Origin of the sequence: Bradyrhizobium sp. 215_C5_N1_1 (genome assembly GCF_052075935.1) — a bacterium.
In the GTDB taxonomy this organism is placed as follows: domain Bacteria; phylum Pseudomonadota; class Alphaproteobacteria; order Rhizobiales; family Xanthobacteraceae; genus Bradyrhizobium; species Bradyrhizobium barranii.
In genome coordinates this window covers 4,695,764-4,708,968 of the sequence record NZ_CP197228.1, presented here as the reverse complement: position 1 = coordinate 4,708,968, position 13,205 = coordinate 4,695,764, and the positions used below count along the sequence as shown (strand labels likewise).

General features: G+C 65.8%; 10 protein-coding genes. 8 read left to right on the top strand and 2 right to left on the bottom strand.

Annotated features, from left to right (window positions below):
* The first annotated feature begins 62 nt into the window (after positions 1-62).
* The 5 genes from pbpC (at position 63) to AB7G19_RS22660 (ending at position 5,990) form a co-directional block, all read left to right on the top strand.
* Positions 63-2,213 carry a penicillin-binding protein 1C gene (gene pbpC / locus AB7G19_RS22680; protein WP_354123828.1) on the top strand — a complete coding sequence of 717 codons (2,151 nt, stop codon included), beginning with the start codon at positions 63-65 and terminating at the stop codon, positions 2,211-2,213.
* Between the two features lie 50 nt (positions 2,214-2,263).
* A complete protein-coding gene (locus AB7G19_RS22675) occupies positions 2,264-4,006 on the top strand; it encodes an ArnT family glycosyltransferase (protein WP_028151725.1) in 1,743 nt (580 codons plus the stop codon).
* Positions 4,007-4,852 (top strand): phosphatase PAP2 family protein, encoded by an 846-nt coding sequence (locus tag AB7G19_RS22670; RefSeq protein WP_354123818.1) that lies wholly within the window; start codon positions 4,007-4,009, stop codon positions 4,850-4,852. It begins immediately after the preceding gene.
* A 65-nt stretch (positions 4,853-4,917) separates the two neighbouring features.
* A complete protein-coding gene (locus tag AB7G19_RS22665; protein WP_085401448.1) occupies positions 4,918-5,655 on the top strand; it encodes a glycosyltransferase family 2 protein in 738 nt (245 codons plus the stop codon).
* The gene (locus tag AB7G19_RS22660; protein WP_071914138.1) at positions 5,652-5,990 is read left to right on the top strand and encodes a lipid-A-disaccharide synthase N-terminal domain-containing protein; all 339 of its coding nucleotides are present in this window, start codon (positions 5,652-5,654) and stop codon (positions 5,988-5,990) included. The genes AB7G19_RS22665 and AB7G19_RS22660 overlap by 4 nt, the downstream gene beginning before the upstream one ends.
* A 9-nt stretch (positions 5,991-5,999) precedes the next feature.
* On the opposite strand, the gene AB7G19_RS22655 is transcribed toward AB7G19_RS22660, so the two are convergent.
* Positions 6,000-7,688, bottom strand: a complete 1,689-nt coding sequence (locus AB7G19_RS22655; protein WP_354234379.1) for a Na/Pi cotransporter family protein — start codon at positions 7,686-7,688, stop codon at positions 6,000-6,002.
* A gap of 179 nt (positions 7,689-7,867) precedes the next feature.
* Positions 7,868-9,052, bottom strand: a complete 1,185-nt coding sequence (gene metC, locus AB7G19_RS22650) for a cystathionine beta-lyase (RefSeq protein WP_135213582.1) — start codon at positions 9,050-9,052, stop codon at positions 7,868-7,870.
* Positions 9,053-9,446: 394 nt separating this feature from the next.
* Here metC and AB7G19_RS22645 point away from each other — a divergent pair, with 394 nt between their 5' ends.
* The 3 genes from AB7G19_RS22645 to AB7G19_RS22635 are packed head-to-tail and all read left to right on the top strand — an operon-like array spanning position 9,447 to position 13,205.
* Complete coding sequence (locus tag AB7G19_RS22645) at positions 9,447-10,463, top strand: amino acid ABC transporter substrate-binding protein (protein WP_085401451.1); 1,017 nt, start codon at positions 9,447-9,449, stop codon at positions 10,461-10,463.
* 19 nt (positions 10,464-10,482) lie between these two features.
* Positions 10,483-11,688, top strand: coding sequence for an amino acid ABC transporter permease (locus tag AB7G19_RS22640; protein ID WP_247310409.1), 1,206 nt, complete (start codon positions 10,483-10,485; stop codon positions 11,686-11,688).
* Entirely contained in the window at positions 11,685-13,205 is a 1,521-nt protein-coding gene (locus AB7G19_RS22635) for an amino acid ABC transporter permease (RefSeq protein WP_354123816.1), read from the top strand. Before AB7G19_RS22640 ends, AB7G19_RS22635 begins: the two co-directional genes overlap by 4 nt.

The window sequence follows — 13,205 nt, the reverse complement described above, 5'->3', positions numbered from 1 at the left end:
AAGCAGAGCCACATACTCCGTCGTCATGCCCGGGCAAAAGCGCGAAGCGCGTCTTCGCGCAGATGTCCCGGGCATCCACGAGCTGTGGCGCTGCCGGCAAAGACGTGGATGGCCGGGTCAAGCCCGGCCATGACGGGGCAAGGGGCAGGGGCTTTCGCGTCCTCTCGGGCCTCGCGCTCACGCTCATCCTCGCCATCTTCGGCTTTGTCGCCTGGGTCTACTCGCTCGGCCCGCTCCCGCTCGACGAGGCGCGCCAGGTCTCCACCACCATCGTCGATCGCAACGGAAAACTGCTGCGCGCGTATGCCATGGCCGACGGCCGCTGGCGGCTGCCGGTCGATGCCAAGGCCAATGTCGATCCGACCTATCTCAAACTGCTGCTCGCCTATGAGGACCAGCGCTTCTACGCGCATAACGGTCTCGACCCGCTCGCTCTCGGGCGCGCCGCACTACAGCTCACCACGCGCGGCCACATCGTCTCGGGCGGCTCGACCATCTCGATGCAGCTGGCGCGGCTGATGGAGCCGCGGCGGCAGCGCTCGCTCTATGCAAAGCTGCGGCAGATCGTGCGGGCGATCGAGATCGAGCGCAGCATGAGCAAGGCTGAGATCCTCGACCTCTATCTCGCGCTCGCGCCCTACGGCGGCAATCTCGAAGGCATCCGCTCAGCCTCGATCGCCTATCTCGGCAAGGAGCCGAAGCGGCTCTCTCTGGCCGAGGCCGCGCTGCTGGTGGCGCTGCCGCAATCGCCGGAGACGCGCCGGCTCGATCGCTATCCCGAGGCCGCACGCAAGGCGCGCGACCGCGTGCTGGACCGCATGGTCGAGGAGCATGTGGTCAGTCTTGAGGACGCGAAGCAGACCAAGGCCGTGCCCGTGCCAAAACTGCGCAAGCCGATGCCGATCCTCGCGCCGCACGCTTCCGACACGGCGCTGTCGACGGTCAAGGATACGCCGGTCATCAAGCTGACGCTCGATGCCAATCTGCAAAAGGTGCTGGAGCCACTGGCGCGCGACCGCGCCATTGCGCTCGGGCCCAACATCTCGGTCGGCATCATCGTGGTCGACAATGAGAGCGGCGACGTGCTCGCCCGCGTCGGTTCGGCCGATTATTTCGACGAGAGCCGGGCGGGGCAGGTCGACATGACCCGCGCCGTCCGCTCGCCGGGTTCGACGCTGAAACCCTTCATCTATGGGCTCGCCTTCGAGGACGGTTTTGTCCATCCCGACAGCCTGATCGACGACAGGCCCGTCCGCTTCGGCTCCTACGCGCCGGAAAATTTCGACATGACGTTTCAGGGCACGGTGCCAGTGAAGAAGGCGCTGCAATTGTCGCTGAACGTGCCGGCGATCGTGCTGCTCGACCGCGTCGGCGCGAGCCGGCTGTCGTCGCGGCTGCGGCAGGCCGGCGGCAATCTGGTCCTGCCCAAGGACGAGGCACCGGGGCTCGCGATGGGACTCGGCGGCGTCGGTGTGACACTCCAGGACCTCACCCAGCTCTATACGGGTTTCGCTCGGCTCGGCACCACCATGCCGTTGCGCGACCTCATGACCGGCCGGGACGATCGGGAACCGCTGCGGCTGCTGGACCAGGTTGCGGCCTGGCAGGTCGGCAACGTGCTCCTGGGCACGCCGCCGCCCGAAAACGCCGCCCACAACCGCATCGCGTTCAAGACCGGCACCTCGTACGGCTATCGCGACGCCTGGTCGGTCGGCTTCGACGGCCGCATGACCATCGGCGTCTGGGTCGGCCGGCCCGACGGCGCGCCGGTTCCCGGCCTGATCGGCCGCGTGGCCGCAGCCCCGATCCTGTTCGACGCCTTCGCGCGCACCGGCAAGACGCTGGCCCCGTTGCCGAAGCCGCCGAAGGGAACCCTGGTCGCCAGCAACGCCAAGTTGCCATTGCCACTCAAGCGGTTCCGCCCGGTCGGGGACCTGGTGCGGACCGGCAGCGAGCAGGCGCTGCACATCCAGTTCCCGCTGAACGGCTCGCGGATCGATGTCGACCGTTCCGGCGGCGAGGGGAGCGCAGCCATGCCGGTGAAGGTCGCCGGCGGCGTCCTTCCCATGACCGTCATGGTTAATGGAACATCACTCGGCGAGATCGACGGGCGCCGCCAGCGCCTGATCGATCCGCCCGGTCCGGGCTTTGCGCGGCTTACCGTGATCGACGCAACTGGCGCCGCGGACACAGTTGTCATTCGAATTCAATGACCCCGCCTTAACCGGTTGTCGGAATGACGGTTTCAGCGTAAGCGGAACCAATGGCCGAGACCTATCCCAGCCCCCGTTTTGGAGCACCCCGCGAGCCGAAAGCGCCCGTGAATCCGGGCAGCCGGCTCGTGCTTATGCTGGACTACGCCACGGCCAGTCACGCCCGCGCAGTCGGCTTCCTGCTGCTGTGTGCGCTGCTGCTGTTCCTGCCGGGCTTCTTCACGATTCCGCCTGTTGACCGCGACGAGGCGCGCTTCGCGCAGGCCACCAAGCAGATGGTCGAGAGCGGCGATTATGTCGACATCCGTTTCCAGGAAGACGTCCGCTACAAGAAGCCGGTCGGCATCTACTGGTTGCAATCGGCCGCAGTTGAAGCCGCATCAGCGCTCAAGCTGCCGAAGGCCGAATTGCGGATCTGGGTGTACCGGCTGCCGTCGCTGATCGGCGCCATCGGCGCCGTGCTGATGACCTATTGGGCGGCGCTCGGCTTCGTCACGCGGCGCGCGGCGGTGCTTGCCGCGCTCCTGATGTGTGCCTCCGTGCTGCTCGGCGTCGAGGCGCGGCTGGCGAAAACCGATGCGATGCTGCTGTTCTGCGTGACCGCCGCGATGGGCGCAATGTCGCGCGCCTATCTGTCGTGGCAGCGCGCCGAGGATGAGACCCATCCGCCGTGGAGCTGGCCCGCGATCTTCTGGACCGCGCTCGCGGTCGGCATCCTGATCAAGGGTCCGCTGATCCTGATGTTCGCAGGCCTCACCATTGTCGCGCTCGCGATCCAGGACCGTGATGCCTCGTGGCTGTGGAAGCTGCGTCCGCTCTGGGGCCTGATGTGGATGCTGGTGCTGGTGCTGCCCTGGTTCGTCGCGATCTTCTGGCGCGCGGGTGATGCCTTCTTCGCCGATTCCGTCGGCGGCGACATGCTGAGCAAAATCGGCGCCCAGGAATCCCATGGCGCGCCGCCCGGACTGTATCTGGCGCTGTTCTGGATCACATTCTGGCCGGGCGCGCCGCTTGCGGCGATGGCGGCGCCGGCGGTGTGGCGGGCCCGGCGCGAGCCCGGCGCGCAGTTCCTGCTGGCCTGGCTGATCCCGTCCTGGATCGTGTTCGAGGCGGTGCTGACCAAACTGCCGCATTACGTGCTGCCGCTGTATCCGGCGATCGCGATCCTCACGGTCGGTGCGCTGGAGCGGAACGTGCTGTCGCGCTCGTGGCTCGCGCGCGGCTCGGCGTGGTGGTTCGCGATTCCCGCTGCCGCCTCGATCATCGCCGTGGTCGGCGCGGTCATGCTGACGCGGCAACCGGCGTTCGTGGCCTGGCCGTTCATTGCGGCCTCGCTCATCTTCGGTCTGTTCGCCTGGTGGCTGTTCGACACCAACCGCGCCGAGCGCTCGCTGCTCAACGCGCTGGTCGCAGCGCTGATGCTCGCGGTCGTGGTCTACGGCATCGTGCTGCCGTCGCTGACCCCGCTGTTTCCGAGCATCGAGATCGCACGCGCGCTTCGCAACGTCACCTGCGTCGGGCCGAAGGCAGCCGCCGCCGGCTATCACGAGCCGAGCCTCGTGTTCCTGACGGGCACGCAGACGCTGCTCACCGACGGCTCGGGCGCGGCGGATTTCCTGCGGCAGGGGAGCTGTCGCTTCGCGCTGATCGAGCAGCGCTCGGAGCGCAGCTTCGTGCAGCGGGCCGAGGCGATCGGGCTGCGCTACAAGGTAGGTACCCGCATCGACGGCTATAATTTCTCGCAAGGGCGCGCGATCTCGATCTCGATCTTCCGCTCGGAAGGCACTGAGTAGATGCCAGCGCCGGCCGACAGCGCGCCACGCCCGGGCTATCCCGCGCAATTGCTCGCGGTGTCGGGCCATGCCCTGGTGCAGCTCGTCCGTACGCCTTCGCATTCGCGCCGCGCCGAAGCCGCGCGAAAGCTGGCGCGGCATTCGCTGTGGCTCAGTGCGGCCGGTGCGACCTTGATCATCGTGCTGATGCTCGCGTTCGATCAGACCGAGATCCAGCTGATGCCGACGCGCGGCACGCCGAGCCTGTGGCCGATCCGTATCCTCACCGATTTCGGCAAGGACGAGTATGTGCTCTCGGTGCTCGGGGGGACGCTGGTGGTCCTGGCGCTCGTTGCAGCGGGATTGCACGGCACCCGTCGTGGGCTGCTGCTCGGCATCGGTACGCGGCTGCAGTTCATGTTTCTGTCTGTCGCCCTGTCCGTGTTCGTTGCCGAGATCCTGAAATATCTCATCGGCCGCGGCCGTCCGTTCGTGAGCGGCAAGGCCGATCCGTTCAACTTCATCCCGTTCGAGGGAACGGGGGCTTATGCCAGCCTGCCGTCGGGTCATGCGGTGACGGCGTTTGCGCTGGCGTTTGCTGTCTCGGCGCTGTGGCCGCGCCTGCGCGTGTTCATGTTCACTTACGCAATCGTGATCCTGCTGACCCGGCTGGTGCTGCTCGCGCATCATCCGAGCGACGTCGTCGCCGGCGCTCTGGTCGGCATGGTCGGCGCCATGGCAGTGCGCTACTGGTTCGCGGCCCGGAGGCTCGGCTTTGCCATCCGCGCCGACGGCACCATTGTGCCTCTTGCAGGGGCGGTCTCGGGCCGCCTCAAAAGGGTTGCCCACGGGGCATCCGCCCCATAAAAGCGGCTGCCTGCCGGGACCGCCGGTTCCCCGGGGCAGGCCAATTCCAACCACGAGCTTTCGATTTGTCGTCGTCCCAGCCTTCGGTTTCCATCGTCGTTCCCGTGCGCAACGAAGCCGACAACATCGCGCCGCTGATCGAGGAGATCGGCGCGGCGCTCGACGGCCGCTGGGCCTATGAAATCATCTACGTCAATGACGGCTCGACGGACGCGACCGGCGAACGGCTCGGCGCGATCATGCAGCAGCGGGACAATCTCCGGCAGCTTCGCCATGCCAGATCAGGCGGCCAGTCGGCAGCAGTGCGCAGCGGCGTGCGCGCAGCGCGCGGCGCGATCGTGGCGACGCTCGACGGCGACGGGCAGAACAATCCCGCCTTCCTGCCGGACCTGATCGCGGCGGTCGAGAAGGGGGCGGGGCGCGTCGGTCTCGCGGCCGGTCAGCGTGTCGGACGCAAGGATACCGGCTTCAAGAAATTCCAGTCGCGCGTGGCGAACGGCGTCCGCAATGCTATCCTGAAGGACGGAACGCGCGATACCGGTTGCGGCCTGAAGGCGTTCCGGCGCGACGTGTTCCTGATGATGCCCTATTTCGACGGGCTGCATCGCTTCCTGCCGGCGCTGGTGCGCCGCGAAGGCTACGAGATCGCCTATGTCGACGTGATCGACCGGCCGCGCCATTCCGGCGTGTCAAACTATGGTTTCTTCGACCGGCTGTGGATCGGCATCATGGATCTCGTCGGCGTGTGGTGGCTGATCCGCCGCAAGAAGCCGACACCAGATGTGACTGAGGTGAAGGCATGATCATCCAATACGGTCAGGCGTTGAATAACTATCTCTACGACGTCTTCGTCGCCAAGTTCGATTTCTGGCTGGCGTTCGGCCTCGTCGCGCAGCTGTTCTTCACCGCACGCTTCCTGGTGCAGTGGATCGCGAGCGAGCGGGCCGGCAACAGCGTGGTGCCGATGGCGTTCTGGTTCTGCTCGATGGGCGGCGGGCTGATGACGCTGGTCTACGGCGTCGTGAAGCGCGAGCCCGTCATCATCCTCGGACAGGCGCTCGCGACCATCATCTATATCCGCAACATCATGCTGATCATCAAGAACCGCGGCCGCGCCTCGAGGACGCTGGAACGCTGAGACGCGCCGCTAGCGCGGTAACGCCGACGCCGCGCCGGAGGCGGGCAGGGCGGCATCCGCCTCGCTCCTGCGATAAGGCTCGCCGGCGGCATCGAGCACGGGATAGGCGACCGAGCAGATATGCGAGTGGATGCGGCGTAGGTCGCGCAGCACGTCGAGATGCAGCGAGGTGGTCTCGATGGTCTCGGGGCGGCCCTCGCGCAAGCGGTCGAGATGACGCTCGACGGCGGCGAGCTCGGTGTTCTTCAGCGTGGTCTTCTCCACCAGCAGCTTGCGCGCTTCGTTGGCATCGCCCGACATGAAGACGCCGAAGGCGATCCGCAGCGAGTCCATCGTGCGCTTGTGGAAGGCGGCGAGCTCCTCGGCGCCCTCGGCCGAGAACTGGAAGCGGCGCTTGATCTTCTTGGTCGCGAGCTCGCTCAGGCTCTTGTCGATGATGTCGCCGATATGCTCGAGGTTGATGGCGAAGGAGATGATCTCCATCGCGCGCCGGCCCTCGCTCTCGTCGAGGCTGCCCCGCATCAGCTTCGTCACATAGAGCTTGATGGCTTCGTCGAGGCTGTCAACGACATTGTCCATCTTCGTGACCTGGTCGACCAGCGCGCGGTCGCCGGTCATCATCGCCGCCATTACCTTGCGCAGCATGACCTCGACCAGATCGCCCATGCGCAAGGTCTCACGCGCGGCGTCGGCGAGCGCCAGTGACGGCGTCTCCAGCGCGCTCTCGTCGAGATAGCGCGGCCGGGCCGGATCGTCTTCCCGGACGCGATCAGGCAGCAGCCGGGTCAGGAGCCGGGACATGATGTCGAGCAGGCCGATGAAGATGACGGCCGTGCCTACGTTGAAGGCGATGTGGAAGGCCGCCGTCATCCTGGCGAGATCAGGCTGCCAGGCGTGCATGTGCTCAGCGATCCCATTCAGGAACGGCAGCACCAGCGCGATCCCGATCACGCGGTTGGCGAGATTGCCGAGCGGCAGGCGGTAGCTTGCGGGATCGTCGCGCCGGGCCCCCTCGAACACGGGATTGATGGCGCTGCCGAGATTGGCCCCCAACACCAGCGCGAGGGCCGCGTAAGGTGTGATGAACTGCGAATAGGCCAGCGACATGATCAGCAGCACGCTGGCGACGCTCGAATGCACCGCCCAGGTGACGAGCGCGGCGATGACGATGCAGAGCACGGGATCGCCCGTGATCGCGGACATCATGACACGAACACCCGGCGCGTTCTCCGCCGGAGCCAGCGTGTCGAGCAGGATGTGCAGCGACAGCAGCATCAAGCCGAGACCGATGAATACGCGCCCGATATCCTTGATCCGCGACCGTGGGCCGGAGCGGAAGGCGACGAGCCCGAGCACGAACAGGACAGGCGCAACGGCTGCGATGTTGAACGACAGCACCTGCACGATCAGCGTCGTGCCGACATTGGCCCCCATCATGATGGCGAGCGCGGCGGCCAGGCTGACGAGGCCTTCTGCCGCGAATGAGCTGGTGATCAGCGCCGTCGCCGTGCTGCTCTGGAGCAGCGCGGTAAGGCCTAGCCCGGCGGCGAACGCGTTGAATCGGTTGCCGAGCGCCTTGCCGAGCAGCCGCCGCAGGTCCGGGCCGAAGGCGCGCAGAATCCCGCTGTGGACCATGTGCAGGCCCCACAGCAACAGCGCCACGCCGCCCATCAGATCGAGCAGAACCAACGTTCCCATGCTCCGCGTCCGGATTGGAGTCGATTGGTGAGGCTAGCGCCAAACGTCAGCGGTTCAAACCCTTTGTTGGCGCATCCGCGTTAACGTTTGCGGCGGTTGCGCGTTCCCGCGGCGCGCGTTTTGCGCGTCCGCCGGCGCGCGATTGCCGCGTCCCGAGGCGCGATGCCTTGTGAGCAGGCTCACATTGCCGCCTTGAGGGCAGCGAAGCCGCGATCGAGATCGGACTTGAGATCGTCGACGCTTTCGAGGCCGATGTGCAGTCGCAGGGTCGGGCCGCCCGGCGACCACTTCGTGGCGGTGCGATAGGCGTCGCAATCGAAGGGAATCACGAGGCTCTCGAAGCCGCCCCAGGAGAAGCCCATGCCGAACAGCTTGAGCGTGTCGAGCATGGTGTCGACGGCCTTCTGCGGCGCCGGCTTCAACACGATGCTGAACAGGCCCGACGCGCCGGTGAAATCGCGCTTCCAGATGGCATGGCCGGGATCGGTCTCGAGCGCCGGATGCAGCACGCGCGCGACCTCGGGGCGGGCCGCGAGCCAGCGCGCCATGTCGAGCCCCGAGCGGTGATGCTGCGCCAATCGTACCGACAGCGTGCGCAGGCCGCGCAGCGCCAGGAAGACGTCGTCAGGGCCGGCGCAGACGCCGAGCAGGCGGATGCCTTCGGCAATCTGCGGCCACGCCTTGGCGTTGGCCGAGATGGTGCCGAACATGATGTCGGAATGGCCGCCGATATACTTGGTGGCGGCCTGCATGCTGATGTCGACACCCTGGTCGAGCGAGCGATGATAGAGCGGCGTCGCCCAGGTGTTGTCGTCGATGACGAGCGCATCGCGCGCATGCGCGACCTCGGCGATGGCGCGGATGTCAGGCATCTCGAACGACTGCGAGCCCGGCGCCTCCACCAGCACCGCGCGGGTGTTGGGCTTGAACAGCTTGTCGATGCTCGCGCCGATCAGCGGATCGAAATAGGTGGTCTCGATGCCGAGGCGCGCGAGCATGCCGTTGCAGAAATTGCGCGAGGGCCGATAGACGTTGTCGCAGACGAGCAGATGGTCGCCGGTCTTCAGCACCGAGAGCAGGGTGGTGGAGATCGCCGACAGGCCTGACGGCACGATGCCGACGCCGGCGCATTGCGGCCCCTCCAGTGCCATCAGCGTCTCCTGGAACGCCCTGGTGGTGGGGGTGCCGTGGCGGCCGTACTGGAACTCGCCGCGATGGGCGTGCAGGTCCTCAGCGGTCGGATAGAGCACGGTCGAACCGTGAAACACCGGCGGATTGACGAACCCCTTCTGCGCCTTGGTGTCGCGGCCGGAGGTCACCAGCCGGGTTTCGGCGTGCTGTTGGGCGGGATGCGAGGAATCCATGCGTCTGCTTTCAAAAAGCGCGTTTCCACCGGGCGCGCCGCGCCCGCGGGCCGGCCGAAGGCCGCTGCCGTTAATAACAGAACACAGAAGAGTCCCGTCAACCCCTTGACCCGGCTCGCCAGTCGTTCTGAGATGCGCGGGTGCTATTCAGTCGCCGCATGTTGAGGGGCTGCCGCGACCTTCGATCCATCGTCTGACCGGACCTTGCGTCACAGCCATAACGGCGGACGCCTGCGGCGGGGATTAAGGTATGGCCTCCCGGGATGGGCGAGTGTTCGGCAAGGTTTTCCAGCATGACTCTTGCAAGGCTAGTCTTGATGCGGCTAGCCCTGGCGGAGACGATCCCAAAGACGCCATTCCTGACCTTGAGACGACTTTGAAAGGCCTTCAGCCCATGAAACGCGTAACCCTGGCTCTCACTCTCGCTGTCGCCGCCGGCCTCTCCGCCCAGGCCGCCGATGCGCAAACGCTCAAGACCATCAAGGACCGGGGCATGCTGTCCTGCGGCGTCAGCCAAGGCCTGCCCGGCTTCTCCTCGCCCGACGACAAGGGCAACTGGACCGGGCTTGACGTCGACCTCTGCCGCGCGATCGCAGGCGCGATCTTCAACGATCCGACCAAGGTCAAGTACGTGCCGTTGTCCGCCAAGGATCGTTTCACGGCGCTGCAATCCGGCGAAATCGACGTGCTCTCGCGCAACACCACCTGGACCATCTCGCGCGACACCTCGCTCGGCGCCAACTTCACCGGCGTGACCTATTATGACGGGCAGGGCTTCATGGTGAAGAAGTCGCTCAAGGTGAATTCGGCGCTCGAGCTCAACAGCGCCTCGGTCTGCGTCCAGACCGGCACCACCACCGAGCAGAACCTCGCCGACTACTTCAAGGCCAACAACATGAAGTACGAGGTGATCGCGTTCGGCACCAACGACGAGACCGTCAAGGCCTATGAAGCCGGGCGCTGCGACGTCTTCACCACCGACCAGTCGGGCCTGTACGCCAACCGCCTCAAGCTTGCCAATCCCAACGACCATATGGTGCTCCCCGAAATCATCTCGAAGGAGCCGCTCGGGCCGATGGTGCGTCACGGCGACGACCAGTGGTTCGACATCGTGAAATGGACGCTGTTCGCCATGGTTACCGCCGAAGAGCTGGGCGTGACCTCGAAGAACGTCGACGAGAAGGCGAAACTGGAAAATCCGGAGCTGAAGCGCGTGCTCGGCAGCGACGGCAATTTCGGCGAACAGCTCGGCCTGACCAAGGACTGGGTGGTGCGGATCGTGAAGGCCACCGGCAATTACGGCGAGGTGTTCGATCGCAACGTCGGCGCCGGTTCGCCGCTCGGCATCAGCCGTGGCCTCAACAATCTCTGGAATAAGGGCGGTCTTCAGTACGCGCCGCCGATCCGCTGATCCCGCCTGATCCGCGGCGATGAGCACCGAGGCTCGAAAACCGCCGGCCCAGATCGCGCTGAAGATCAGGCGTGTTCTGGGCGGCAAGGCAGGCTGGAACGGCGTCGCCGTCCAGTTTGCCTTCGCGGCGATCCTGGGCTGGATTGGCTATGAGATCGTTTCCAACGCCCGGACGAACCTCGAAAACCAGCACATTGCCGCCGGCTTCGGCTTCCTCCGGAACAATGCCGGCTTCGACGTCAACCAGACCCTGATCTCCTACACCGGCTCGGACACATTCCTGCGCGTGTTCGTGGTCGGGCTTTTGAACACGCTCGTGGTCTCGGTGGTGGGCATCTTCTTCGCCACCGTGATCGGCTTCATCGTCGCGCTGTGCCGGCTGTCGCCCAACTGGCTGTTGTCGCGCGTCGGCGAGATCTATGTCGAGATCTGCCGAAATCTGCCGGTGCTGTTCCAGATCCTGTTCTGGTACCTGGCGGTTCTCGCGGCCTTGCCCAATCCGCGGCAGAGCATTTCGCTGCTGGGCATCGCCTTCATCAGCAACCGTGGGCTCGTCATTCCGCGCCCGATCGGCGAGGGCGGCTTCGAGCCGTTCCTGGCGATGCTGGTCCTCGGCATCGTCGCTTCGCTGGTTTTGCGCTTCTATGCGCGGCGGGCGCTATTTCAGCGCGGTCAGATGATCCGGATCTGGCCCTATGTGCTGGGCCTGCTGTTCGGGCTGCCGCTCGCGGCCGTGCTGGTGTTCGGCCTGCCCTTCACCTTCGAGCTGCCGCAGCTCAAGGGGTTCAATTTTGCCGGCGGCTCAAGAGTCATCCCGGAATTCGTGGCGCTGACGCTGGCGCTGTCGACCTATACCGCGGCCTTCATCGCCGAGATCGTGCGCGCCGGCATCCTGTCTGTCCACTCCGGTCAGATGGAAGCGGGATCCTCGCTGGGGCTGAGCCGCGGCACCACGTTGCGCCTGATCGTCGTGCCGCAGGCGATGCGCGTGATCGTGCCGCCGCTGACCAACCAGTATCTCAACCTCACCAAGAACTCTTCGCTGGCGGTCGCGATCGGCTATCCCGACCTCGTCTCGGTGTTCGCCGGCACCTCGCTGAGCCAGACCGGGCAGGCGATCGAGATCATTGCCATGACGATGGGCGTCTACCTCCTGATCTCGCTGCTCACGAGCGCCGTCATGAGCGTCTACGGTTGGCGCGTCAGCCGGAGTCTGGGCGCATGAGCGACATCATCTCGTCCGCCTATGTCCGCCGGGACCTGCTCACCGAGCGTCCCGCGCCGGTCAAGACCACGGGCTTCATCGGCCTGATGCGCACGCGCCTGTTCAATTCGCCGACCAACATTTTGCTCACGATCGTCGGCGCCTTGCTGCTCTGGTTCACCGTCATTCCTGCCGTGAAGTTCCTGATGGTCGATGCGGTCTGGACCGGCAAGGATCGCACGGCGTGCCTGACCGAGAATGCCGGCTTTACGGTCGGCGCCTGCTGGCCCTTCATCCAGGCCAAGCTGCCGCAACTGATCTACGGCTTCTATCCCGAGGCCGAGCGCTGGCGGGTCAATCTCGCGCTGATCCTGTCGGCGGCTCTGCTGCTGCCGCTGCTCATTCCGCGCCTGCCGGCGAAAGGACTGAACGCAAGTCTCTTCTTCTTCGCCTTTCCAGTGGTTGCGTTCTTTCTGCTGCACGGCGGCGGCATCACCGGGTTCGGCCTGAGCTGGACGGCCGGCCTGCTGCAATTGTTCGACGACAGCATCATCGGCGCCGGGCAGGCTCTGCTCAGTCTCGCCAAGACCTCGGCCGTCGCACCGCTCTTCTGGCTGGCCGGCAATCTCATCGTGCTGGTCGGCAGCGCGATCTACTGGCTGATCTTTCCGCTGACCTGGCTCCGTGACCAGCTCCAGGGAACGGGCCAGTCGGTCTGGGCCGATTTCGCCATCACGGCGGCGGTCGTCTCCCTGATCGCCTTCGCTGTCGGTGGCGGCGTTCGCACCGGCGGCCGGGCTCTGACATCCAGCGTCGGCACCTTCATCGGCATCGCGGCCGTGATCAAGCTGATGGGGCTCGATCACGGCGGCTTGCCGGTCGTGACCACAAATCTGTGGGGCGGGCTTCTGGTGACGCTGGTGGTCTCCGTGACCGGCATCGTCACCTCGCTGCCGATCGGCATCGCGCTGGCGCTCGGCCGCCGCTCGACCATTCCGCTGATCCGGATCTTCTCGATCGCCTTCATCGAGTTCTGGCGCGGCGTGCCGCTGATCACCGTGCTGTTCTTCGCGACCTACATGCTGCCCTTGTTTCTGCCGGGCAATTTTACGGTCGACGGTCTGGTACGCGCGCTGATCGGCATTTCGCTATTCACGGGCGCCTATCAGGCCGAGAACGTCCGCGGCGGGCTGGCCGCGATCCCGCGCGGGCAGGGCGAGGCGGCCGCCGCCCTGGGCCTGTCCTGGTGGAAGACGACCTCGCTGATCGTGCTGCCGCAGGCGCTGCGCCACGTCATTCCGAACCTCGTCAACAGCTTCATCTCGCTGTTCAAGGACACGTCGCTGGTCTCGATCGTGGCGCTGTTCGACCTGCTGGGCTCGCTCAGGGCGTCGTTCTCGGATCCGAAATGGTCGACGCCGTCGACCGCGTTCACCGGCTTTGCCTTCGCCGGGATCATCTACTTCATCTTCTGCTTTGGAATGTCGCGCTACTCGCTCTTCGTCGAGCACCGCCTCAACGCTCACCGTCGCAACTGA